A 22,638-nucleotide genomic window follows, 5' to 3' on the forward strand; every position below is an offset into this window, starting at 1 on the left:
TTAAAAATATCACCTCTATATATTAAATATATCGCCATGCTTGAATCAAAACCTCTTCGACATTTTCTGGCCGTTGCTCAGTTTGGTAATTTTACCCAGGCTGCAAAAGCGCTGCATATCGCACAGCCTGCATTGAGTATCTCCATTAAAAAACTAGAACAGACGCTTGAGTTGATTCTATTTCGTCGAGGAGATAAATCCGTCACCTTAACGGAAGAGGGAAAGGTACTGTTTGAGCATGCAAAGCGAGTCGCCCAGCAGTTTGATGATGCTCAACTCGCAATGAATGAGCTAAAGGGACTAGAAAAAGGCGAGGTTCGATTAGGCGCTCCAAGTATGATGGGGAGCTACTTTTTCCCACAGGTGGTGATGGCCTTTAAAAGCCAATACCCAAACCTAAAACTGACGCTTATAGATGCTGGTACCGCTTCGATTCGTGAAATGCTGTTAAACGGCGAACTGGATATCGGGGTTATCAATCATGAAAATGTCCCAGATGATCTCGAAACCGATCACTTGTTGAGTTCTGAGATGCTAGCTGTTGTTGGTAAAGAACACCCATTAGCGTCACAACCATTCATTACCTTTGAAGAGTTTTTCGCTCAAGAACTGATTATGTTCAAGTCGGGTTATTTCCACCGTGATTTCATTGATGCGACCTGTAAAAAATACAATCTCGATATGACCATCGCCTTCGAAACCAACTTATTGCCAATGATTCTTTCTATAGTAAAACGAGAGTTTGCCATTACTGCGCTGCTGAGTTTGGTCACAGAATACGAAGAAGACGTTGTGGGGGTGCCATTTAAAGATCCTGTAAAACTCAATCTATCTATGGCTTGGAGAAAGGAAGGGTACTTGTCGAAGGCAGACCGAACCTTTATTGATTTCGTTAAGCGCTACGTGTGATTTAGAATGGTATAGAACAACAAAGCCCGAGTATCCTAGATTGGACATTCGGGCTTTATTATATAGAAGTATTACTGGCTTAGAGCACTTAGGTACTCTTTGAGTTATACATCTTATCGAAGTTTTTCTGATTCCAGCCGACCATCACCTGGTCGCCGATTTTAAGTACGGGGATAGAGCGAGCTCCCATCGCTTGCAACTCTTTACGACCACGCTGCATCTTTGCATTCGTTAGGCGGTAAACAATTTTCTTTGAATCCAAATAGCGCTGTGCATCTTTACAGTGCGGGCATTTGTCTGCGACGTACAATACAACACGTTTCATTTTTATAATCTCTTTTTGAGTCTAGCTCTTGGTGAATCTCGCTAAAGTGTAACGAATCCTAGGTGATTAGAAAAGTGTGATCAGTTACACTATGCGGCTCAATTTTCAAGACCACAACGTATTGTCGTGGTGTAACTTGTACGGTCTTTCAGCATGCATCCTTCTTTACGCTATATCCAAGGCTACCCGAAGCACATTCTCGACCCGGTAACTCAACTAGTTGAATCGGGAAAGTTGGTGCCGTGGTTCGAAGCTCGCTACCCAAAGAATCATGAAATAAAAAGCGAGAAAGCCCTGTTTGACTATGCGATTGAAATTAAAAATCGTTATATGAAAAAAACACCACCGATCAGTAAAGTGATTTATGACGGCAAGATACACCTAATCAATAATGCATTAGGTCTGCACTCTTACGTCGCGAAAAATCACGGTGGAAAGATCAAATCGAAGAATGAGATTCGTATCGCCAGTGTTTTTAAAAATGCTCCAGAACCTTTGCTGAGAATGTTGGTGGTACACGAACTGGCGCACATCAAAGAGAAAGAGCACGACAAAGCCTTTTACCAACTATGCTGTCACATGGAACCGGAATATCATCAACTTGAGTTAGATGCCCGTTTATTCATGATGTATTTAGATTTAAAGAAGTAGCCCAATGAGCCAATCACAAAATAGAACGACGCTAAGCCTGTCGAAAAACAGTACCTCCGCAGCAAAAACAAAAGATAACCAAGCTAACGAAGGTAACCGTACTCAAGGTAATAGTACGCAAGGTAACCGCAAGCAAGGTGATGTTAAGCCAAGTGCAGGTAAACCAAGCAGCGATAAGCGTATTTCTTCAAAGAACACATCGGATAAAAACCGAAAGAGTACAGTTTCAAAAGGCGCTAGTAACAACAAAGCAAAGCGACCTTTTGCAAAAGATAGCAAAGGTAAGCCGGGCGCGAATAAAGGGCCATCGAATAAGGCGTCTTTCAATAAAACTGTATTTAACAAGAATGCAGCACAGAAAAGACGTTCGGCAGAGAAGCCTCAAGGTGGATTACACCCAAGAAACCAACACACAGGTCGCTACGACTTTGAGTTATTGGTTGCAGCGTTACCTGAGCTAAAAGAACATCTGATCAAGAACCCGGCGGGCGAAGACACCGTTAATTTCTCTGATCCATTGGCTGTTAAGCTACTTAACAAGGCTTTACTGGCGCATCACTATGGCGTTAAGCATTGGGATATTCCTGCTGGTTACTTGTGCCCACCAATTCCTGGCCGTGCAGATTATATCCACAGAGTGGCAGACATCCTAAACAGCGATGGACAAGGTGAGCCTTATAATCACGCCTCTGTGAAAGCATTAGACATCGGTGTTGGTGCAAACTGTATTTACCCAATCATTGGCACGACAGAGTATAAATGGCGCTGTACGGGTACGGATGTCGATTCAGTCTCCATCAAAACAGCGAACTTCATTGCTGAAAGTAACCCTAATCTAAAAGGTAAGATCCGAGCTCGTCTACAAGCGGACTCTGAATCTATCTTTAAAGGCGTGATTAAGGATAATGAACGTTACGATGTCACTATTTGTAACCCTCCATTCCATAGTTCTCTAGAAGAGGCGGAAAAGGGATCACAACGTAAACTGGATAACTTAGCGGCAAACCGAGCTAAGAAAGCGGGCAAGTCATTCAAGCCCGAGATGAATAAGAAGCCAGCCAAATCGATTAAGCAAGAGAAACCAACCTTAAACTTTGGTGGCCAAAAATCTGAACTTTGGTGTCCGGGTGGCGAAGCTGCTTTCATTATGAAAATGGCGAGAGAGAGCCAACTTTTTGCTACTCAAGTATTGTGGTTCACGACATTGATTTCTAAGAAAGATAACGTCGATATGGTTCGTTCAGAGCTGGGTAAGCTAAGAGCTAAACAAGTAAAAGTGGTTGAGATGTCGCAAGGCCAGAAGGTGAGTCGCTTTATCGCATGGACCTTTATGGACGACGAGCAAAGACAAGAGTGGATCGCGCTAAAATAGCGGCTGCGCTAAGTCAAGACATTAAGTTGAAATTACGTACGGGCTTGTTGTTAACGCAACAAGCCCGTTTTTTGTGTTTTTCTATACGCTAAGCAGAAAGTAACTCATCTAACTTACTCTGATATTTCTTCTCTAGAGCACTGTTACCTGCTTTGTTTTCGAGATCGACCAAGATTTTAAGCGATGGAATTTGGTAACCATAACGCTGGTGGAATTTGAATAAACGAAGCCTAGCGTCGTTGTAATCGGCGTCACTCACTTCAATTTTTGATAGCTGTAGTATCGATTTTACGCGATTTGGATCGTGGTCAATCGCTCGTGTGAAGTAGTATTTTGCTTGGTCGGTATTACCAGCCTTAAACGCGCAGAATGCCGCATTCTCATAACTTGCAGAGACAAGGTAGTAGTAGGGTTGGTCAATTGCGCGATTGAAATATTTATCAGCTTGCTCGTATTCGCCTTGTTTACACAAGAACGTACCGTAGTTATTCAATACATTGCCGTTTCTTGAATCTAGACTGAGTGCTTTGCGATAAGTGGTTCTTGCTTCATCTACTTCGCCAACTTGCTCGTAATAATGTGCCATCGAAAGTTGGGCGCGGTAATAGCTAGGAGCGTGTTTGATAGCGAGCTCTAGATTTTCACGTGCCTTGACCATATTACCTTGTCCCATGTAACCCAAACCCAATTCAATACGTGATTGAGACATCGCAATTGGATCACTTGCCATTTTTGGTGGACCTTCGGTTACAGAAACACAACCTACCAAAGAAAGAGAGGCGAGTAGCGTGAGTTGAGAGAACAGAGTGGATTTTGGTAATAGCGACTTGTTAGGCATGTGCAGCTCCTTTTGAACACAAATCTATGATATGAAATCGAACACACTTAAGTGTTATGTCGATTATGGAATGCGACTCAAACACCATAAAAAAAGCCGTCTCCCATTTGGTGTTTTATCAACAACCTATGGAGCACGGCTTTATGTGCTTGTGAATCGAAAGAAAGAACTTAGTCGTCCTTGGTGAAGTTGTCTTCGCTGAAGTGATCCAGATCGTAAGGTGTTTGTTGGTAAACGCAGTAGTTAAGCCAGTTTGAAAACAATAAGTGTCCATGACTACGCCAACTTGCTACAGGCTTGTTGTCTGGATTGTTGTTCGGGTAGTAGTTGATTGGTATCACAGGCTCCATGCCTTCACCCAAATCACGAATGTATTCGTTGTGAAGTGTATGCGCATCGTATTCAGGGTGACCGGTTACAAACACGTTTCGCTTATCTTTGGTTGCCGCAAGGTATACGCCCGCTACATCAGAAGTCGCAAGAACATCAAGGTCGGTATGCTCGGCTAAGTATTCCTGAGAGAAATCAGCATAGCGAGAGTGCGGTGCCAAGAAGGTATCGTCGAAGCCACGTAAAATTGGGTGGTACGGGTTATGTATCTCGTGGTTGTAAACCCCAGAAAGCTTATCTTTACGAGTTCGCTTTGGTAAATCATACAAGAGCTTTAAGCCAGCTTGAGCAGCCCAACACACATACAAGGTTGAGGTCACATGCTTGTTTGCCCATTCCATGATGGTTTTTAGATGATCCCAGTAGATAACGTCTTCAAATTGAACCAAGCCAAGTGGCGCACCAGTGATGATCAATCCATCAAAGTTTCTCCCTTTAACCATTTCAAATTGACGGTAGAAGTTATCAAGGTGTTCTGTAGGCGTGTTTTTACTTGGTCGGTCATCAATACGCAACAGCTCTACATCGACTTGCAATGGGCTGTTGGATAGTAGGCGTAAGAATTGAGTTTCAGTTTCAATCTTCTTTGGCATTAGGTTGAGGATCAAGACTCGAAGTGGACGAATTTCCTGTGTCGATGCTCTTGATAACGGCATAATAAAGATGTTTTCTTCACGAAGAACATCAGATGCTGGCAATTGGTCTGGAATGCGAATAGGCAAAGCTTTCTCCCTAAGCTAGATATGTAGACGTCTATACATCTAAATTTATAGTAGTTTGATACGCTTGTCGATATACAAAATGGATAGTTGTAAATTATTTGTGTTTGCTATCAGAAGTCATCCACCGACGTCGAGGGGAGTCTCATTGTATTCAGTGATTATCTGAGTCGAGTATAAGGACTCGGTTTTCGGATGTTGAGCAACGGCAGTTATCAGAGAAACTCGTCACTATTTAAGATAAACTCATGTTTTAAAATTAGCCTGTAAAGTGACAGATGAAGTTAATACTCATTCGAGGGTTGCCCGGTTCCGGCAAGTCAACAAAAGCAAAAACCTACGATGCATTGCATGTTGAAGCGGATATGTATTACGTGAATGAGCAAGGCGACTATAATTTTGACCCAAGGCAGTTGCAGCAAGCGCATGAGTGGTGTCAGAACACTGCAGAAGACGGCTTAAAGCAAGGGCTTGATGTGGTTGTTTCGAATACCTTTATTAAGCACTGGGAAATGAAAGCTTACCGCCAACTCGCACTTAAATACGAAGCGGATTTGGTTATAGAAGTGTGCCGAGAGCAATATGGCAGCATTCACGCCATCGAACCGTCGGTGATTAAGCGCATGGCAAAAGATTGGCAAGAATAGCCTCGTGCTTATCCAGCTTGGGTGAGTGGCAAATAGAATTAATTAGTAGAACAACTCCAAGGTAACGATTGAAATGGCAAAGCGCTCTGTTGTGGTCGACATGACATCTTACGGCATCTATACAACGTGGGATTCCAAATCTAAAGATCTTCCAAAAATCCAAGAGTTCACCACTACCGTTGATGCTGAAATCGACGTGGAATTTGGCTATATCTTGAATATCAAAAAAGCCAAAGGTGAAAAAATCCGTTACTGCATCTATCACCCGAACATCACCACCGACACGGGTGAAGTGCTCGAACCGTTCGATGGTGAAGAGCATGTCGGCAACAATGACTGGGATTTTTACTTAGGCGATACTATCTGGGCGCCTATCTCCAACAAACTAGGTAAGTGGCGCATGACCGTCGAGCTAAAAGGCAACATCATTGCTGATAAGACATTCGACCTTGTTGCGAAAGACGAAGGGCAGTTTTGGAAGCGTAGGGGTTTTTAGATTAGAACTTCTGTCTAAATTAAGACAACAAAAAAGCCGAGTCACACGTTACATGTGAACTCGGCTTTTTGACGTTAACTAGATGGCATTTTCTATTTCGTCAACGAGTAAGATTGTCTAGTTAACAAATAAGACAGGCAGTTAACCAGTAAGGCTATTGAGTCACGTAAGCCACAACAAACTCAGTGATTGCGACCATGTCTTTCACTGCAATGTACTCTTCAGTGGTGTGAACTTTCGCCATACCAGTAGAAAGGTTAACTGTTGTTAGGCCTTTCGCGTTGAAGTTGTTTGCATCGCTACCGCCGCCAGTGCGTTTAGTGTTCGCTGTTACGCCAAGCTTCTCGAATGCGGACTTGATAGAAAGAACGTGTGGGTGATCGTCTGCGATAACGAATGCATCGTAAGCACGAGTCGACTCGATTTCTACTTCAGCACCGAATTGTTTTGCACTCTCTTGGAATGTAGAGATCATGTGCTCAACTTGAGCTGTTAGCTTTTCTCCGTTTAGAGAGCGAGCTTCAGCCACGACTTTAAGCTCTGGCATTACGATGTTAGTCGCTTGACCACCTTCAACAATACCGACGTTTGCCGTAGTTTCTTCATCGATACGAAGCAGGTTCATCTTAGTGATAGCGTCTGCTGCCACTTGAATCGCACTGATGCCTTCTTCTGGTGCTAAACCCGCGTGAGCAGGGCGACCTTTGATCTTCGCAACGATTTTCTGTTGGCCAGGTGCGGCATTTACGATAGTGCCGATCGGGCCGCCTGTATCTAGTACGATAGCGTGCTCAGACTGAATGTAAGACATATCGAAGTTTAAAGAACCGAACAGACCGCCTTCTTCGAATACAGTAAATGCAATCTCGATAGTTTTGTGCTCTTGGCCTTCAGATTTGATGCAACGAACTGCTTCCATGATAGCTGCGATACCAGACTTGTCGTCGCCACCTAGAATTGTGTTACCTTTTGAACGGATGATACCGTCTTCGATGATTGGCTCAATGCCGATACCTGGCGTTACTGTGTCCATGTGGCAGCTGAATACTGTGCTACCTGGAAGAGTGCCATCTAGACGAGCGTAGATGTTGAAACCGTTAGACACTTCTTCAGGAACCGCCAGTTTGTGAACTTCAAAACCCAGTTCACCGAGTTGCTCAGCCAAAGCTTCAGCAATCGCTTTTTCGTTACGAGATTCACTATCAATTTTCACTAGATCGCAGAAATGTTCTACGAGACGTTGTTCATTAATTTGGGTCATTGTTAATTCTCATTTTGCTCCGTTGTTTCTAAAGAAGTCACGGAGGCTGGAACAGGAAAATAACTATAACGCCTTTTTACAGAATCATTGCCTGAGTTAAATCAAGAAAATTATCTGATTATTCTAATTTATGAGAAAAATACTACGCGGATCGACCCATGTGCAGGATTTAAATCTCCATATGTGTCGGGTACAATGTGAAACCGCTTAAGGTAACCGTCGATTAAATTGGTATGCAATCAGTAATGGCACTTATAAATGAATAACAACAGAGTGTTAGGCTCATTTTTTCTCGTCGTACTGATCAGTGTTGTACTAGGATTGTATTTACTCTATCCAACTTATGACGACGATTTACAGACTATTCGACCAGAAACCCCAGGCGCGTACAGTCCCGAAAAAGAGTTATCAGCGACTCAATATGGCGCTGAACTCATTGAAATCCTTAATGTGTCTCGCGGTGATCCAAAGCTTGCCTCCCAAAAGCTTGAAACCTTAAAAGCAACGAGCCCTACGCAACATAAAGCCATCTATCGTGGTTATGAACTAATGATTTTATCGAATCTCGCACAGCATGATCTCGATAAACAGGCTGTGTCTGAATACACACGACAGATCAAGGCATTAGCACAGCGTGAAGATATGGGGTGGTTAAAGGCGCAATCTTTAGTTGAACTAGCGATTGAGCAGATGAGTCAAGGTGAATTAGTAGAGGCTGAATCTCAAGTTAAAGCAGCAATAAGTATCGCTGAATCAATCCAGTATGAAGAACTGTTGATAAAAGCCTACAACACTGTTGGGTCGATCAAAAACATCCAAAATGATTTTTCCGAAGCTCAGTATTTTTTTCATAAGGGCTTAAATCTTGGCAAGAAATACCCACGGCATATCTATAACAGTAAGTTGATGTCGAATATGGCATTGCTTTATATTTATCTGGAAGATTGGCCGAAAGCACTCAAACTTATCGAACAGGCCAAAAAACTCTATATCAAAAGTGGATTACGCGATGGTTCAACCATCGGTGTGTTATATGTTAATGAATCATTTGCTTATCTACGCAGTGGCGACTTAGTAAAAGGTCGAGAGGCTTATAAAAGTGCCACCAAATTTAATGATGATAGCGTAAGTGAAAGGTACAAAATCCTTCTTCTAAAAGCTCAGAGTGAAGTACTGCTAGCAGAAAAAAACTTTGAGTTAGCAAGGAAAGTAACAAACCAATGTATTGGTTACCCGGGTGTTGCAAAGTACACACTCCAACTGGGTCAGTGTTACTTAAACAGAGCTTTAGCAAATATCGGTTTGAACCAAGATAACTTTGTTTTCTTTGATCTAAAACGTTCGTCTACGATGTTTGATATTGTTGGCAGCCGTAGTTGGAAGGTGCTTGGTTTCAAAGCGCTTGCAGAATACTATGAATCTAAAGGCAACAGTGAAATTGGACTTCGGTATTTCAAGCTTTATTACAAGGGCAACAAAGCGCTGTTATTTGAAAAGCGTCAGAGTGATATCTTTTTATTAGAACAAGACTTTGCTACGGCTTCATTAGCGAAAGAGAATGAACTGCTTAATGCAGAAAAAGAGCTCGCAGAGATGACGCTAGATAAACAGAGCTTAAAAGACCGCATTGTTGTCGTACTCGGTGTTATGGTCATCATAAGCTTTGCTGTATTTCTGGTAAGGTTATGCACTATGCATAAGACCAACAAAGAGTTGGTTAAGCAATCGACGAGATGTGAGTTGACAGGTTTATTCAATAGACGCTACCTGGAACAATTGTTAACTCAGCCAATGCCATACCGTTTGTCGCCGTTCGGGTATACGCTTGCTATTTTGGACTTAGATCAATTTAAACGAGTCAATGATACATACGGACATGATATTGGGGACCAAGTTTTGGTAGAGGTTGCTAAGCGTATAGAGCGAGCGCTATCAACAAACGATGTGTTGGCTCGATGGGGTGGGGAAGAGTTCGTTTTACTGCTTGCTGGCACTCAAGACCCAGACGAACAGTTGGAAATGATAAGGCAAACAATCGCTGATCAAACGATAGAAACGTATTCCGGTCCGTTAGCGTTAACTACATCAATTGGTGCGACCATTCATTTAACGTATCAAGAATTAAATAGCAGTACCTACAAACAGCATTTGAAATCAGCAGATGACGCTTTATATCAAGCAAAACAATCAGGGCGCAACCAGGTGGTCATTGCTTAGCGAAAAATACAGCTTAGTGCGAAAATACAGCTTAAATGAACCTGTAATTTAAATACTTGGCAGCCTAATCAGAATCATTCCCCTTAGGCAGAAGTGTTTAAATTTAATCAAGTAAAAGAACCTAAAGCAACCATTCAAATAAGCAAATAAGCAAATAAGAAACTAAGCGAATAAGAGTGTTATCAACTCCTATTCGCTTAGTTTTTATATTATCTATTAAGAGTATTACTTAGCGATACTTTCTAACATTTCAACTAGCTCACTCTCTGTTGCTGGTTCACGAGCGAGCTCAATGACTGCTGAAGCGCCGCCTTTTAACATATAAGCTTGAGTTCCACAGTGGTCATAATGGAACCATTTACCATCGACACACACATCGGTATAACATCTTGGGTCTTGTTTGAGTTCCATAGCAATTTCCTTATTAACATTTGCCTAACGTTTTTTATGCTAATTGGTCACAACTTGGTGCGGTTTGATCTGAATCAATTTAATATGTAATTGATGATTTGATTATTAAATAGGAGATGTGCGTCTTGAACTGTCGAAGCCGATAAAGAGACCGCCTCTGACGATTAAAGCGTTCAAAGGTCATGATTCCAATTCGCAGCTCTGCTTCTTTTGCTTGCCACGTGACGCTTTTCTACATACGCTAACCACTCTCTTAATCCCTATACAAATGTGATTGTGTTGGAAAATGACTAATATTTTTATCGTTGTAATTGTTCTGGTTGTGTTCTTTTACTTTATTCAAAACTATCTAGTAAAAAATGATGACACCAAAGATCATGCTTATCAAAAGAAAGGCTCGTTAATGTCGGCGCAACAAGCGACCTTCTATAACGCACTCAAATCCGCAGTGGGTAACCATGGGGAAGTATTTGCTAAAGTGAGCATGTCTAACATTGTTGTCCCCGCTAAGGCGAACAATAAAAAGAACTGGTTTATTGCGAACAACAAAATCTCACGCAGTTATTTTGACTTTGTAGTGTGCGACCCGCGAACGTTAGAGCCACGTGTAATCATCGAATTGGATAATGGAAAAGAGCTGAATAAAGGAAAGGTTGATCGCGAGAAGCTATTGATGCACGTTTGTAAATCGGCTGGCCTTCCACTTATTGGCGCTTCAATTAAGCACAGTTATCAAGTGAGCCGTTTGAAGAGGTTACTGGCAGCACACATCGATTTGATTGAGCCATCTAAAGAAGTTCGATTCTGTAAGAAATGTAGCAGCCCTATGATCATCAAACTCGCAAGCCATGGCGATTATAAAGGCCGACGTTTCTTTACTTGTAGTCGTCAACCTAACTGTACTTATACAGAGAACTACAACGTCGTGTTCGACATGGACGAAGATTCTAACTAATACCTTGCGCCAAAGTGCTCAGTAAAGGGAGAAAAGACACGAAGCATGATGATGTCTGCAATCATCGAAGTTGAACTTAAATGTGATCTACTTCAAGCCATTGATCTGCTTTGTGTTTAAATTTTATTCTGATTGTTGTTTTTAAAAGCAAACAAACAGTTTTGTGCAAATTTATCCTTGCACGCATCCAAATCACTCGCTATTATCCATCTCGTTCTGAAGCGTTAGCCACTTAATAAAGCGGTTAGATAAGTTTCACAGCATTGCCCGCTTAGCTCAGTTGGTTAGAGTACTTGCATGACATGCAAGGTGTCACTGGTTCGAGTCCAGTAGCGGGCACCAAATTCGTTCTTTATGAACAAGCAAAAAAGCCCACCTAGTGTGGGCTTTTTTGTGCCTGTAATTCCTCGCCTTATCTATCTTCCTCTCGTCTTGTTCGTTCTATCCTCGCTGCAAACACAAAGAAACTCCTTGTAGCCACTGTGGCAGCCCGATGAGCAGTACAACTAAGCCTGGCTTTCAGGAGTGCATCAACGAAGAGTGTGGCGACATTCGCCCTCTTTGCAAGCGTTGTGGCAGTGAGATGAAGCTAAGAAATGGGAAATACGGTCAGTTCTGGCGTTGTTCGACATATAGAAAAAATGCAGATAAAAATTGTGATATACACTTAACTGTACCGTTAATGAACTTTGATTGGGGCTAGCACATGAAAGCTGGCAAACTTGTACAGTTACTTCTACCTAAAATTATCGAGTACTGTGAGCAAAATGATCACACGGAGTTCGAAAGGCTTTGTGATGCTGGTTATTCTAAACGAACATTTAATATCAACTTTCCATTTTTGGTTGAAAAGGGCTCCCTTCCATCAGAAAGCTCAAAACGTTACTGGACAAACATATACTTAGTACGCGGTAAAACAGTACGAGCTTGTAGCCAGTGGTATGAAAAAGACGCAGTTTGGTTTGTGGAGTACCTTCAACGAATTGGCATTGACTATGACGAATCTCAGCTTGAGGGGTTGTTATTAGACGCTAAGGCAACGTCTAAACAAAGAGCCTCAGTCCGAAGCCGAAAAGCAAACAGCCGATACCGTGGAAATGCGATAGGCAATGCTCAGAACTTACTAGTAAGAAACGTCCTTAGCAACTTGGGCTCAGAGCAGTTTTCTGAAGAAGATTGGTTAGAAACTAAAGCCTACTTTAATCATAAATGTGCTTATTGTGGTGAGGCGAAGGAATTGGTCATTGAGCATGCGATCCCCATCAATAAGGTCTATTTAGGAGAGCATAAGCTTGGAAATTTGGTTCCAAGCTGCAAGGAGTGTAACAGTGCTAAAGCGAGCAAAGACTTTCGTGAGTTTCTTGACGGGAGTGACGATAAAATTGCAGTTATCGAGTCGTATATGGACAAACAGAACTACGTGCCACTAGAGAACAATGAACAAGTTCAGATGATCCTTGAAATGGCCTATAGGGAAGTAGGGGCCGTGGCTGAACGTTATATTACGATTATCAATGAGCTGTTTGTACATGAAGACGACAACGATGAGCAGCATCTATAATAAATAGCGATTTAAACCAATTACGACTTGAGGAATTCGATGATGCCATTACAAAATAGAGTAAGCCCAAGAGGTGAACTACTGGCTGATAATGCTCGAGGTTCGTGGCTGGGCAATAGAGGGATTCTTCATAATGAAAAGAAAGAAATTATACGCCCTTGGAAGCACAAAAATTGGGTGCTTTGTGAGTTAAATTTCAAAGAGCGTAAGCGCCAGGTTTTTAGCCAAAATAGTTACTCCGAACTGTTTTTTCTTGATGAGGCTACCGCATTGTCGGCAGGACATAGACCTTGCGCTTCGTGCAGAAGGCAAAGGTTTGATGAGTTTAAACAAGCATGGAGTGCGGCTCAGCTAAGCGAATTGAAAGTCGATGAAATAGATAAATTCCTTCATCAAGATCGAGCGATAAGAGGTGGTAAAAAAGTCACTTATACCGAGAAGCTTACGAATTTACCTAATGGAGTGTTTGTAGAGCTAGAAGGTAAGCCTTGGCTCATATGGCGAAATGAACTACATGAGTGGCATCCAGATGGGTATAGAGATCGAGCAGATATATACTGTGATTTGAATGTTACGGTTCTAACGCCAAAATGTATGGTTGAAATCATCAACGAAGGGTTTATCCCACAGGTTGACGAATCCGTGATGGCTTAGCTTACTTCAGTGGTACGTGACGATGATTAACGGGAGGCGTTGACTGCCCGCACGGCAAGTTCTCTTTATATGCGGATAAGCAGTCTCTCGCCAAACTAAACTGTGATTAGAATATTAGGTACGGTCTCAGCTCTTCAAAATTCCCTAAGATGATCTGTTGTCCTTTAGGGTTCGAATTCAACACATTAATATCGATATTATAAGCATCAAGAACATAGCGAACCAATGCTGCGTTCGTCGGTATAGCCAGGATGCCTTTTTCCATACCGTAGTCGTGTGCAATTACTTTAGCCTGGGCTTCGGTCAACCTTGAGTCGGGGATTAACTTAATAGAGAGATGAGTGTTCCAAAGCTCATCTTGTTCTTTCCCTTTTATTTTTTTTGTCTCAAGAGCTGGAACACCTCGAATTCGGCTCAGCACGAAATCTCGATAGTCTTCTGAGTGTTCGCAATAAGCTCGAACATGCCAGCGTAATGGTGTACAAACGAGTGTATGTGGAGAGATGATCCGTTCTACTTCTCCACCATTCTTCAATGATGTGTAGCTTAAATCGACACGTTTCTTCTCTCTGATAGCTTGAACCAGTGGGCGTAAGATTTCAGGTGAAATGTTACGTGTCACCGGACGGACCATTGTTGTGTTTTCAAAGCCCATATCAAGCTCATTGAAAGTCACAGTCATATCTTCACTTCGAGATAGGATGTGTAAGTATTCATCAGCATGACCGCTCGTTAGCTTTGGAATGAAGCTATCACTGGGTTTGTAGCCTTTTAACTGCTTATCGTAGACAAGGTTACCTGGCGCTACATCGGTGAGGTAGGTGTTGATGTCTTTAGATGCTTGCTGCCTACCAATACCAAAGCTTTTAATCAAATGGTTGGTTGTTAGCCTACCTTCCCATAAGGCAATCACTTCTATCATGCGATAGCGAAATAGTAGATCCCACCGAATTGGCCATTTGCTCATAGTTTGATTCCTGTCTAGTTATTCTACATGTATATGCAGTCAGCATTTACCTGTCGTCGATGGCGTCATATTATGATTGGGTTAACTAAACATCAAGAGCTGTTGGGGTAGAATTGTATGAACGTGTCGATAGAAGCATTTGCGAGTTTTGATTTTAGTCTTATTCCCGAACCTTCGCCCTTGGATCTTGTCATTACAGAATCACTCGAAAATCACACTAAAGTTAATGGTGCTAAATCTGGAGCTTTGCTTCCATTACCGTTTCAGACTGGAATTGGGAAAACATACACGGCATTAAACTTTTTACTCCAGCAGATGCTTGATCAAGTGCAAAATGAATTACAGGAAGAAGAGTTCGGTATTAGCACTAAGCGTTTACTCTATTACGTTACAGACTCAGTAGATAATGTTGTGAACGCGAAAACGGATTTGTTTAGGTTAGTTGAAAAGCAAGCTGTCAAGGGTGAGCCTCGCTTCACTCTAGAACAGCAAGAGTACCTTAAAGCGCAAATAGTTCACCTACCCAATCAGTCAGAGCAGTTATTGCAATGTTCTGATGCGGTCTTGAACGAAGTGTTAGTCGGATTTGACTTGAACGCCGAGCGTGATGTTAAAGCAGAGTGGAGCGCTATATCAGGTCTAAGGCGTCATGCGAGTAATCCAGAAGTTAAAGTTTCTTTGAACAGGCAGGCTGGTTACTTCTACCGTAATCTAGTTGCCCGCTTACAAAAGAAACAAAAAGGTGCTGATAGAACCTCGCTTAATGGCACGTTACTGGCCTCTGTAGAAGCACTATTGCCGGGAGAAAAAATCCGCAATGGAAGCGCTCATGTTGTTTTTTTAACGACTAGTAAATTTTTGAAAGGCTTCCACAATACTCGCTCGCGCTACAGTCCATTGCGCGATTTAAGTGGTGCGCTACTTATAATTGATGAAATGGACAAGCAGAATCAGGTCATTCTCTCCGAGCTGTGTAAGCAACAAGCGCAAGACTTAATTTGGGCTATAAGAACTTTGAGAGCAAACTTTCGAGATCACCAACTAGAGAGTTCGCCTCGCTACGATAAAATTGAAGGCCTGTTTGAACCACTCCGTGAGCGGCTCGAAGAGTTTGGCACCAAGTGGAATCTAGCGCTCGCATTTAATACGGAAGGACCTAACTTGAATGAGCGACCTGTTCGGTTGTTTTCAGATAGAAGCTTTACACATGTAAGCAGTGCCACTCACAAGCTGTCATTAAAATCAGATTTATTGAGACAGAAAAATCTCATATTCAGTGATGAGAAAGTGGAAGGCCCTCTCATTGAAAAAAATGGCCTTCTAACCCGCTTTGTCAATGAAGCGGATGTTATATATCAGTGGTTTCTTGGCACAATGCGTAAAGCAGTGTTTCAGTACTGGGAGAACGTTCGTAGCCTTGAAATTGAAGGGCGTGAAAATAGAAGCTTAGAAGGAACGTTTCAAGAAGCCGTTCAATCCCTGCTTACTCACTTCAATTTGCAAGAGTTTGAGTCTGCTGTTTACGAGTCATTTGATACTAGGGGACTACGGCAATCTGCGGGCGGTCAAGTGAGCAAGTTAAGTTCTAGCAAGAGCTACCATCATACCGGCCTGAAACTTGTCGAAGTCGCTCATAATCAGGGGACTCGCGATACCGTAAATTGTAAAGCGTCATTCCTAAATCTTTCACCATCGGGTGTCTTAGCGGATATGGTTGATGCCGGAGCTGTCATTCTCGGTATAAGTGCAACAGCGAGAGCAGACACCGTAATACATAACTTTGATTTTAAATACTTGGATGGGCGTTTGGGTAAAAAGCTTCTGTCTTTGTCGAGAGAGCAAAAGCAGTGGGTAAATGATTATTATCATAGTAAGCGCAACTATAGAGATAACGGTGTGGTCTTAACGGTCAAATACCTTAATAGTCGAGATGCGTTCCTTGATACTTTATTAGAAGAGTATAAGCTGGAAGCTCGTTCAAGCCACTTTATCCTAAATCATTATGTTGGTATTGCGGAATCAGAGCATGCATTTGTTCGGAGCTGGTTGTCTAAGCTATTAGCCAGTATTAAAGCGTTTATCTCAGTTTCTGATAATCGTTATATGCTGTCGTTGTTAAACCGCACTCTTGATACAACGCGTCAGGATATTAATGACTTTATTCAGTTCTGCTGCGATAAGTGGGCGAAAGAATTTAATGTTCAAACCAAGACGTTTTTTGGCGTAAACGCCGATTGGATGAGGTTGATTGGCTATGATGAAATTTCCAAACACCTAAATACAGAACCTGGGAAAGTCGTTGTATTTAGTACATATGCTTCAATGGGAGCGGGTAAAAACCCCGATTACGCAGTCAATTTAGCGTTAGAAGGAGAAAGCCTAATATCCGTTGCCGATGTCACTTATAGCACGCAGCAGCGAACTGATATAGACAGTATTTATCTTGAAAAACCTACTCAGCTACTGATGTCAGATGATTATTCGCATACTGCTAACCAGCTTTGTCAATTCCACCAAATTCTATCTTTGCAAGAGAACGGGGAGTTGTCACCGAAAAGCGCTGAAAGCTGGTGTCGCCAGCAACTTATGGGTATGAGCAGAGAGCGCTCTTTACAGCAATACTACCAAACAAGTGATTACCAAAGCGCAGTAAGGAAATACATCGAGCAAGCGGTAGGGAGAGCTGGGAGAACCTCTCTGAAACGAAAACAAATTCTCTTGTTTGCTGATTCTGGTTTAAAAGAAATTTTGGTAGAAGAGAGTAGAGAGCCAAGCTTATTCTCGCACGAGTATGTTGCTTTGGTTGAAAAAGCGAAATCAGCTAATAAGTCTGTAGTTGAGGACAGGGTTGTCCGACGTTTATTCAACCTTGCTCAAAGAAACAACAAAGACGGTATGCAGTCAATTAAGGCCCTAGTTCGTCGTCTACATAATCAACCTGCATTTGATAATGATATTCAAGAGTGGCAAGACATTAGAACTCAGTTACTTCGATATCCGACGATCGCCTCTCAACCTGAGCGATTCAATCGATTGTACTTACAGTCTATGACAAAAGGGTATTACCGTTACCAAGGTAACTTAGATGGTAATCCGAATGCCTTCGAGTTCTTTGATAGAGTGCCTACTGGTGACATGGTTTCAGAAGAAGCGTGCAGCCTAGCTACGTTACTACAAAACCAATATGTGAGGTCGTGGTTTGAACACAAAGGCTTTGCCTGTTCGTGGCAAAAAGAAGTTTATGTAATGACGCCAGTTATGTTTACCAACATTTATAAGGGAGCGTTGGGCGAGCAAGCGGTAGAGGCAGTATTAAAAGCATTCGATTTTACGTTTGAAGAAGTTCCAAATTCAATTTACGAGCGATTTGACAATAGAGTCATGTTTGCAGGGATTGAGCAACCGATCTGGCTAGACAGCAAATACTGGAAGCATGAAGGTAATGAGACCGGCGAAGGCTACAGCTCGAAAATTTCATTGGTGGAGGAAGAGTTTGGATCTTCGAAGTTTATTTATGTGAATGCGCTAGGGGATGCTTCAAAACCGATTAGATACTTGGACTCATGCTTCGTAGAAACCTCACCACAGTTAGCTAAAGTCATTGAAATTCCGGCACTAATTGATGATGTCAATGCCGACACCAACCTAACAGCAGTACAGGAATTGATAAAATGGTTACACAACAGCTAGAGCAGTCCTCACTCGGACCCTTATCAACCTTAATTGAACAAATATCGATTGATACTGATTGGGTCGATAGAAGCTTCGCGATTTACTGCGTCAGTTATAAAGGAATTGACTACTCAGAACGATCTAAGCGTTTAGTGACATTAGCGTCTGAAATCTATAAATCCGGAAGTGTTTATTGCTTAGTGAAAGGGACTAATAAAGAAGCCTGTTACTGGGTATTGTTACCAAAGGAAGCAAAATTAGATCTCAAAGACACGTTTTTGGCAATTAAACTAAGTAGCGCTGCCGACCTGCCTACATGGCAATTGGCTCGTTTACTGATTAAAGCGATACCAAAAGTATTGAGTGGTACTACGCCAGAGATAAAGCGCTTTGAAAGTGAAGGTTTGTATTATCTAGTCAAAAGCAAAAAGTTACCGAAAGGTCACTCTGGCTATGAATTAACGGCTGTGGAAATCGACTTAGCGCCATGTGCAGCGCTTGGATTCAAACAAACACTGTCAATGAGTGCCAAAACGTTTTCCCCTTTGTCTTGGTTTACGCTAGAGAACGGAGAGATACAAAAAAAAGCAAAGTTTGCGACACGTTATCAACTTGATGATGTAGCGATGTTGGTAAGCAAATCGATAAAGGGCGACTATATCAAGAAGCCGCTTTACTCTAATGCGAAGAATCGAATTCAGGCGATTGATATCACCAAAGAATCTTATAGCGGCTTTCAACTATCTAAGGTCGGTATTCTTGAACAGTTCATACAAGATCTTAAGCAAGCTTATGGCGATTCAGTATCCGTGAAGTTGCAGCGGATTCCCGGAGAAAAGCACAGATTTGTTTCAGATACGATTGTCAAAAATCACTATGTAGGGCTGTTTGATGCGTTGAAAGAGCATCGTTTGGTGATCTGTGATTTAACCGAAACCAAAGATACTGATGCTGCATTAACCTTGCTTCATGGCATCGAGCATCTAGATATAAATGCAGAAATAGCTGAAGTTCCGATTCGTGGTGCATTGAATATCCTAATTGTCGGTAATAAAGACACCTATAAGTCAGCTGAAGAAGACCCGTATCAGGTTTATCGCAAAAAGTACCAAGATACGGTTTTCCAGTCGTGTTACCCAGAGCGATTATGGAACCGTCAAGGCCAGCCAAACCGCCATGTGGTGGAAGTGCTGTTAAAAGAACTACTTATCAAACTAGAAGTCCATACAAGAAAGCATTTGATTGAATACCCAAGCAGCCCTGAAGGATGTGTATATTACATGCCTCATCGGCCGCAAGGCGAATTTTCAGAGGTTCGAGACGGGCCGTGGCCAGTGTATGCGTCTAAGTTAGTGGGTAATGAATGGCAATATATACAAGCGACTCAAGATGAGCTTGAAGATCTTGAACTCGATTTAGGCAATGATAAAAGGCAAGTATTTCAAGGATTCCAACGTTCCCCCTTCATTTATTGGCCGGAGACGGGTGACTATGCCATTTTCAATGATACTGGTATTCAAATGCTGCCGGAATTTGAAGTAGTTGCAGAGCGGCTGCGTGAACTTAAAGAAGGGCGTTCACAAGATGTTCCAATTGCATTATTGATTAAGTTCATTGAAGAAAACCCAGAGAGTAAAGTAGTCAATAAGCTTAGAGCAATACTGTCGGAATGGGATGATACAGCCCCTTTACCGTTTGATGAGTTTTCGTCAATCTCTTACAAAGGTAATGATGAAAAACAATTTTACGATTGGCTGCGCGATCAAGGATTCTTTTTCAAAACGTCAATAAGAGGACAAAGTGAAGGGTTCTTTAATGCATCTTTAGGTTTTTTCTATAACCGGGAACAGGGAATGTATTTTGCTGGTGGCAAAGGTAGCCCACAAAGCAAAATCGAAAACTTTAGCCATTTATACGTGATAAAACATTCGTTTGATGTGCTACCAGAAGAGGTAGAAAACTTGTTTGACGTTTATCACCTAAGGCATCGTTTACCAACCGTAACGCCTTATCCGTTTAAGCATTTACGTGAGTATGCAGAGATGCAACGTTTTAAATCTTGATAACAGATAAGGAAATGAATCAGTTAGCGAATGAAACGAATGTTTTATTCGCTACTAGCGGTAAAAGTCAGTAAAATCCTGCCCAATTATCCCTATTATTATTGTTTGAATTTCAAGCGATTATCGTTAGTAAGAAGAATATTATGGACCACTCAGTACATAACAAACTCGTTTCCTTTATTTGGTCGATTGCCGACGACTGTCTTCGTGATGTCTATGTTCGTGGTAAATACCGCGACGTTATCTTGCCTATGGTGGTGTTACGCCGTCTGGATACGCTTTTAGAACCATCAAAAGAAGCTGTACTGGAAGAAGTAAAATTCCAAAAAGAAGAGATGAACGAAACTGAGCTTGATGATGCACCACTGTGCGCTGCATCAGGTTATGTATTCTACAACACCTCTAAGTGGACTCTACAAACGTTGTTCAGTACCGCGACCAATAACCAACAGATTCTGCTCGCTAACTTCGAAGATTACCTCAACGGCTTTAGCGATAACGTAAAAGAGATTGTTGAGTGTTTTAATCTGAAAGCTCAAATCCGCCACATGGCGGGAAAAGACGTTCTGCTAGATGTGGTTGAGAAATTCGTCTCGCTATACATCAACTTAACGCCAGAGGTTAAAGAAGACCCTGAGGGTAATAAACTACCAGCGCTCACCAACCTTGGTATGGGCTATGTATTTGAAGAGTTGATCCGTAAATTCAACGAAGAGAACAACGAAGAGGCAGGTGAGCACTTTACTCCGCGTGAAGTTATCGAACTGATGACGCACCTAGTATTCGATCCAATCAAAGATAACTTGCCACTTTCAATCACAGTGTATGACCCTGCATGTGGTAGTGGCGGTATGCTGACAGAAACACAGAACTTTGTTGAAGAGAAGTACCCAGCATCGAACCGTGATATCTACCTTTACGGTAAAGAGATCAACGATGAGACTTACGCCATCTGTAAGTCAGATATGATGATCAAAGGTAACAACCCAGAAAACATCCGTGTTGGCTCAACCCTTTCTACTGATGAATTCTCATCAGAGCGCTTTGATTTTATGCTCTCTAATCCACCTTACGGTAAGAGCTGGGCGAGTGAGCAAAAGCACATCAAAGACGGTAAAGATGTCGTTGATGGTCGCTTTAAAGTAAAGCTAAAAGACTATTGGGGTGTTGAGTCAGAACAAGATGCGATCCCTCGTTCAAGTGACGGTCAATTGCTGTTCTTGATGGAAATGGTCACCAAAATGAAATTGCCGCAAGTAAGCCCGTTAGGGGCTCGTATTGCATCGGTTCACAATGGATCAAGTTTGTTTACCGGTGATGCAGGCAGTGGTGAAAGTAACATTCGTCGTTACATTATTGAAAATGACATGTTGGATGCGATTGTTCAGTTGCCAAACAACCTGTTCTATAATACGGGTATTACCACGTACATCTGGCTGCTCAATAACAACAAACCTGAAAGCCGCCAAGGCAAGGTGCAGCTGATCGATGCTAGCTTGTTGTTCCGTAAGCTGCGCAAAAACTTGGGTAACAAAAACTGCGAATTCTCACCAGAGCACATTGCGGAAATTGTCTCTACTTATCTAAATAGCCAATCTGTTGAGCGTGCACTCGACGAGAAAGGCGATTCGGTGGGCATTGCCGCGCAAGTATTCAAGAACCAAGATTTTGGTTACCACAAAGTGAATATTGAGCGCCCAGACCGCCGAAGTGCCCAGTTCCGCGCAGACTTAATTGAGCCATTGCGTTTTGAAAAATCACTGCGTGAAGTGATGGAGTACTTGTACGCCGAACATGGCGAAAATGTCTATGAAGCAGGTTTTGTTAAAGGGATTGAAAAAGAGATCACCAAGTGGTGTGAAGAAAACGATATCAGCCTAAACAAAGCCGCAAAAACCAAGTTGCTGGATACGAAAAACTTGATTAAACAGCGCACACTGGTTAATGCAGCGAGTCAATTACATAGCAAGATTGGTGATGAAGTTTATAAAGACTTTAATCAGTTCAAACAATTAGTAGATGCAGAGCTTAAATCACTGGGACTTAAACTCGCGGCAACTGAGAAAAAAGCCATTGTTGATGCGGTAAGCTGGTATGACGAAAACGCAGAAAAAGTCATCAAGAAAGTCGCCAAGCTAAAGCAAGACAAGTTAGATGACTTGTTAGAAAACTACGAATGCGAACTGCAAGATTTGCCAGATTTCGGCTACTACCCAACGGGTAATCACAACGAGTTCGTGACTTATGAATCAAGCTCAGATCTGCGTGATAGCGAATCTGTACCGCTTGAGCAAAGCATCTATCAATACTTCCTTGATGAAGTTAAACCGCATGTTGATGAAGCATGGGTAAATCTTGAATCAGTCAAGATTGGTTATGAGATCAGTTTTAACAAGTACTTCTACCGCCACAAGCCTCTGCGTTCTATGGATGAAGTTGCGAGCGACATTATTGCGCTTGAACAAAAAGCAGAGGGTGTTATCGCTGATATTCTTGGTATCTCTGTAGGTAAGGCTTAGGTTGGTTATAG

19 protein-coding genes and 1 tRNA gene are annotated in these 22,638 nt (G+C 42.1%); 14 read left to right on the forward strand and 6 right to left on the reverse strand.

Annotated elements, in window-relative coordinates; translation table 11 throughout:
- Positions 1-36: 36 nt before the first annotated feature.
- On the forward strand, positions 37-909 hold the full coding sequence (locus AB4180_RS19115) for a LysR family transcriptional regulator (protein ID WP_102248845.1): 873 nt from the start codon (positions 37-39) through the stop codon (positions 907-909).
- Positions 910-997: 88 nt separating this feature from the next.
- Here AB4180_RS19115 and AB4180_RS19120 read toward each other — a convergent pair whose 3' ends face one another.
- Complete coding sequence (locus AB4180_RS19120) at positions 998-1,234, reverse strand: glutaredoxin family protein (RefSeq protein ID WP_012604109.1); 237 nt, start codon at positions 1,232-1,234, stop codon at positions 998-1,000.
- 153 nt (positions 1,235-1,387) lie between these two features.
- Between AB4180_RS19120 and AB4180_RS19125 the strand changes: the two genes are divergently transcribed.
- The gene (locus AB4180_RS19125; RefSeq protein ID WP_004734935.1) at positions 1,388-1,885 is read left to right on the forward strand and encodes a YgjP-like metallopeptidase domain-containing protein; all 498 of its coding nucleotides are present in this window, start codon (positions 1,388-1,390) and stop codon (positions 1,883-1,885) included.
- A gap of 4 nt (positions 1,886-1,889) precedes the next feature.
- Positions 1,890-3,257 (forward strand): 23S rRNA (adenine(1618)-N(6))-methyltransferase RlmF, encoded by a 1,368-nt coding sequence (rlmF, locus tag AB4180_RS19130; RefSeq protein WP_102248846.1) that lies wholly within the window; start codon positions 1,890-1,892, stop codon positions 3,255-3,257.
- Positions 3,258-3,345: 88 nt separating this feature from the next.
- Here the strand turns inward: rlmF and pilW are convergent, their stop codons facing one another.
- Together pilW and metA are read right to left on the reverse strand one after the other, a co-directional pair.
- The gene (gene pilW, locus AB4180_RS19135) at positions 3,346-4,095 is read right to left on the reverse strand and encodes a type IV pilus biogenesis/stability protein PilW (protein WP_102248847.1); all 750 of its coding nucleotides are present in this window, start codon (positions 4,093-4,095) and stop codon (positions 3,346-3,348) included.
- Between the two features lie 170 nt (positions 4,096-4,265).
- The gene (gene metA / locus AB4180_RS19140) at positions 4,266-5,207 is read right to left on the reverse strand and encodes a homoserine O-succinyltransferase (RefSeq protein ID WP_012604106.1); all 942 of its coding nucleotides are present in this window, start codon (positions 5,205-5,207) and stop codon (positions 4,266-4,268) included.
- A 275-nt stretch (positions 5,208-5,482) separates the two neighbouring features.
- Here metA and AB4180_RS19145 point away from each other — a divergent pair, with 275 nt between their 5' ends.
- Both AB4180_RS19145 and AB4180_RS19150 read left to right on the forward strand, forming a co-directional pair.
- Positions 5,483-5,851: an ATP-binding protein gene (locus AB4180_RS19145; RefSeq protein WP_102248848.1), complete on the forward strand. Its 369-nt coding sequence runs from the start codon at positions 5,483-5,485 to the stop codon at positions 5,849-5,851.
- A 73-nt stretch (positions 5,852-5,924) separates the two neighbouring features.
- Complete coding sequence (locus tag AB4180_RS19150; RefSeq protein WP_102248849.1) at positions 5,925-6,347, forward strand: DUF3859 domain-containing protein; 423 nt, start codon at positions 5,925-5,927, stop codon at positions 6,345-6,347.
- A 154-nt stretch (positions 6,348-6,501) separates the two neighbouring features.
- Here AB4180_RS19150 and AB4180_RS19155 read toward each other — a convergent pair whose 3' ends face one another.
- Positions 6,502-7,608: a M20/M25/M40 family metallo-hydrolase gene (locus tag AB4180_RS19155; RefSeq protein WP_102248850.1), complete on the reverse strand. Its 1,107-nt coding sequence runs from the start codon at positions 7,606-7,608 to the stop codon at positions 6,502-6,504.
- A gap of 258 nt (positions 7,609-7,866) precedes the next feature.
- Here AB4180_RS19155 and AB4180_RS19160 point away from each other — a divergent pair, with 258 nt between their 5' ends.
- Positions 7,867-9,825, forward strand: a complete 1,959-nt coding sequence (locus tag AB4180_RS19160; RefSeq protein ID WP_102248851.1) for a tetratricopeptide repeat-containing diguanylate cyclase — start codon at positions 7,867-7,869, stop codon at positions 9,823-9,825.
- 225 nt (positions 9,826-10,050) lie between these two features.
- On the opposite strand, the gene AB4180_RS19165 is transcribed toward AB4180_RS19160, so the two are convergent.
- Positions 10,051-10,236: a hypothetical protein gene (locus AB4180_RS19165; RefSeq protein ID WP_009846910.1), complete on the reverse strand. Its 186-nt coding sequence runs from the start codon at positions 10,234-10,236 to the stop codon at positions 10,051-10,053.
- Between the two features lie 286 nt (positions 10,237-10,522).
- On the opposite strand from AB4180_RS19165, the gene AB4180_RS19170 reads away from it, so the two are divergent.
- The 5 genes from AB4180_RS19170 (at position 10,523) to AB4180_RS19190 (ending at position 13,406) form a co-directional block, all read left to right on the forward strand.
- The gene (locus AB4180_RS19170; RefSeq protein WP_029223195.1) at positions 10,523-11,191 is read left to right on the forward strand and encodes a DUF2726 domain-containing protein; all 669 of its coding nucleotides are present in this window, start codon (positions 10,523-10,525) and stop codon (positions 11,189-11,191) included.
- A 265-nt stretch (positions 11,192-11,456) separates the two neighbouring features.
- Positions 11,457-11,533 (forward strand) — tRNA-Val (locus tag AB4180_RS19175).
- Positions 11,534-11,684: 151 nt separating this feature from the next.
- Positions 11,685-11,894 carry a recombinase zinc beta ribbon domain-containing protein gene (locus tag AB4180_RS19180; protein WP_241909232.1) on the forward strand — a complete coding sequence of 70 codons (210 nt, stop codon included), beginning with the start codon at positions 11,685-11,687 and terminating at the stop codon, positions 11,892-11,894.
- Positions 11,895-11,897: 3 nt separating this feature from the next.
- A complete protein-coding gene (locus AB4180_RS19185; protein ID WP_102248852.1) occupies positions 11,898-12,752 on the forward strand; it encodes an HNH endonuclease in 855 nt (284 codons plus the stop codon).
- Positions 12,753-12,791: 39 nt separating this feature from the next.
- Positions 12,792-13,406 carry a hypothetical protein gene (locus AB4180_RS19190; protein ID WP_241909233.1) on the forward strand — a complete coding sequence of 205 codons (615 nt, stop codon included), beginning with the start codon at positions 12,792-12,794 and terminating at the stop codon, positions 13,404-13,406.
- 106 nt (positions 13,407-13,512) lie between these two features.
- Here AB4180_RS19190 and AB4180_RS19195 read toward each other — a convergent pair whose 3' ends face one another.
- Entirely contained in the window at positions 13,513-14,373 is an 861-nt protein-coding gene (locus AB4180_RS19195) for a YafY family protein (protein WP_102248854.1), read from the reverse strand.
- A gap of 117 nt (positions 14,374-14,490) precedes the next feature.
- On the opposite strand from AB4180_RS19195, the gene AB4180_RS19200 reads away from it, so the two are divergent.
- The 3 genes from AB4180_RS19200 (at position 14,491) to AB4180_RS19210 (ending at position 22,627) form a co-directional block, all read left to right on the forward strand.
- Positions 14,491-18,063, forward strand: a complete 3,573-nt coding sequence (locus AB4180_RS19200) for a hypothetical protein (RefSeq protein ID WP_102248855.1) — start codon at positions 14,491-14,493, stop codon at positions 18,061-18,063.
- Complete coding sequence (locus AB4180_RS19205; RefSeq protein ID WP_102248856.1) at positions 18,045-20,108, forward strand: hypothetical protein; 2,064 nt, start codon at positions 18,045-18,047, stop codon at positions 20,106-20,108. The genes AB4180_RS19200 and AB4180_RS19205 overlap by 19 nt, the downstream gene beginning before the upstream one ends.
- Before the next feature lie 143 nt (positions 20,109-20,251).
- Positions 20,252-22,627, forward strand: coding sequence for a class I SAM-dependent DNA methyltransferase (locus tag AB4180_RS19210; protein ID WP_102248857.1), 2,376 nt, complete (start codon positions 20,252-20,254; stop codon positions 22,625-22,627).
- Positions 22,628-22,638: the final 11 nt, after the last annotated feature.

Origin of the sequence: Vibrio sp. 10N.286.49.C3 (genome assembly GCF_041469545.1) — a bacterium.
In the GTDB taxonomy this organism is placed as follows: Bacteria; Pseudomonadota; Gammaproteobacteria; order Enterobacterales; family Vibrionaceae; genus Vibrio; species Vibrio tasmaniensis_A.

What these genes read in the sequence shown, in the direction of transcription:
- AB4180_RS19155 (WP_102248850.1), bottom strand. Translation starts at nt 7,608, where the DNA reads ATGACCCAAATTAATGAACAACGTCTCGTAGAACATTTCTGCGATCTA.
- AB4180_RS19190 (WP_241909233.1), top strand. Translation starts at nt 12,792, where the DNA reads ATGATGCCATTACAAAATAGAGTAAGCCCAAGAGGTGAACTACTGGCT.
- AB4180_RS19165 (WP_009846910.1), bottom strand. Translation starts at nt 10,236, where the DNA reads ATGGAACTCAAACAAGACCCAAGATGTTATACCGATGTGTGTGTCGAT.
- rlmF (WP_102248846.1), top strand. Translation starts at nt 1,890, where the DNA reads ATGAGCCAATCACAAAATAGAACGACGCTAAGCCTGTCGAAAAACAGT.
- AB4180_RS19160 (WP_102248851.1), top strand. Translation starts at nt 7,867, where the DNA reads ATGAATAACAACAGAGTGTTAGGCTCATTTTTTCTCGTCGTACTGATC.
- AB4180_RS19180 (WP_241909232.1), top strand. Translation starts at nt 11,685, where the DNA reads ATGAGCAGTACAACTAAGCCTGGCTTTCAGGAGTGCATCAACGAAGAG.
- AB4180_RS19145 (WP_102248848.1), top strand. Translation starts at nt 5,483, where the DNA reads ATGAAGTTAATACTCATTCGAGGGTTGCCCGGTTCCGGCAAGTCAACA.
- AB4180_RS19200 (WP_102248855.1), top strand. Translation starts at nt 14,491, where the DNA reads ATGAACGTGTCGATAGAAGCATTTGCGAGTTTTGATTTTAGTCTTATT.
- AB4180_RS19210 (WP_102248857.1), top strand. Translation starts at nt 20,252, where the DNA reads ATGGACCACTCAGTACATAACAAACTCGTTTCCTTTATTTGGTCGATT.
- AB4180_RS19195 (WP_102248854.1), bottom strand. Translation starts at nt 14,373, where the DNA reads ATGAGCAAATGGCCAATTCGGTGGGATCTACTATTTCGCTATCGCATG.
- pilW (WP_102248847.1), bottom strand. Translation starts at nt 4,095, where the DNA reads ATGCCTAACAAGTCGCTATTACCAAAATCCACTCTGTTCTCTCAACTC.
- AB4180_RS19150 (WP_102248849.1), top strand. Translation starts at nt 5,925, where the DNA reads ATGGCAAAGCGCTCTGTTGTGGTCGACATGACATCTTACGGCATCTAT.
- AB4180_RS19125 (WP_004734935.1), top strand. Translation starts at nt 1,388, where the DNA reads ATGCATCCTTCTTTACGCTATATCCAAGGCTACCCGAAGCACATTCTC.
- AB4180_RS19170 (WP_029223195.1), top strand. Translation starts at nt 10,523, where the DNA reads ATGACTAATATTTTTATCGTTGTAATTGTTCTGGTTGTGTTCTTTTAC.
- AB4180_RS19205 (WP_102248856.1), top strand. Translation starts at nt 18,045, where the DNA reads ATGGTTACACAACAGCTAGAGCAGTCCTCACTCGGACCCTTATCAACC.
- AB4180_RS19120 (WP_012604109.1), bottom strand. Translation starts at nt 1,234, where the DNA reads ATGAAACGTGTTGTATTGTACGTCGCAGACAAATGCCCGCACTGTAAA.
- AB4180_RS19115 (WP_102248845.1), top strand. Translation starts at nt 37, where the DNA reads ATGCTTGAATCAAAACCTCTTCGACATTTTCTGGCCGTTGCTCAGTTT.
- AB4180_RS19185 (WP_102248852.1), top strand. Translation starts at nt 11,898, where the DNA reads ATGAAAGCTGGCAAACTTGTACAGTTACTTCTACCTAAAATTATCGAG.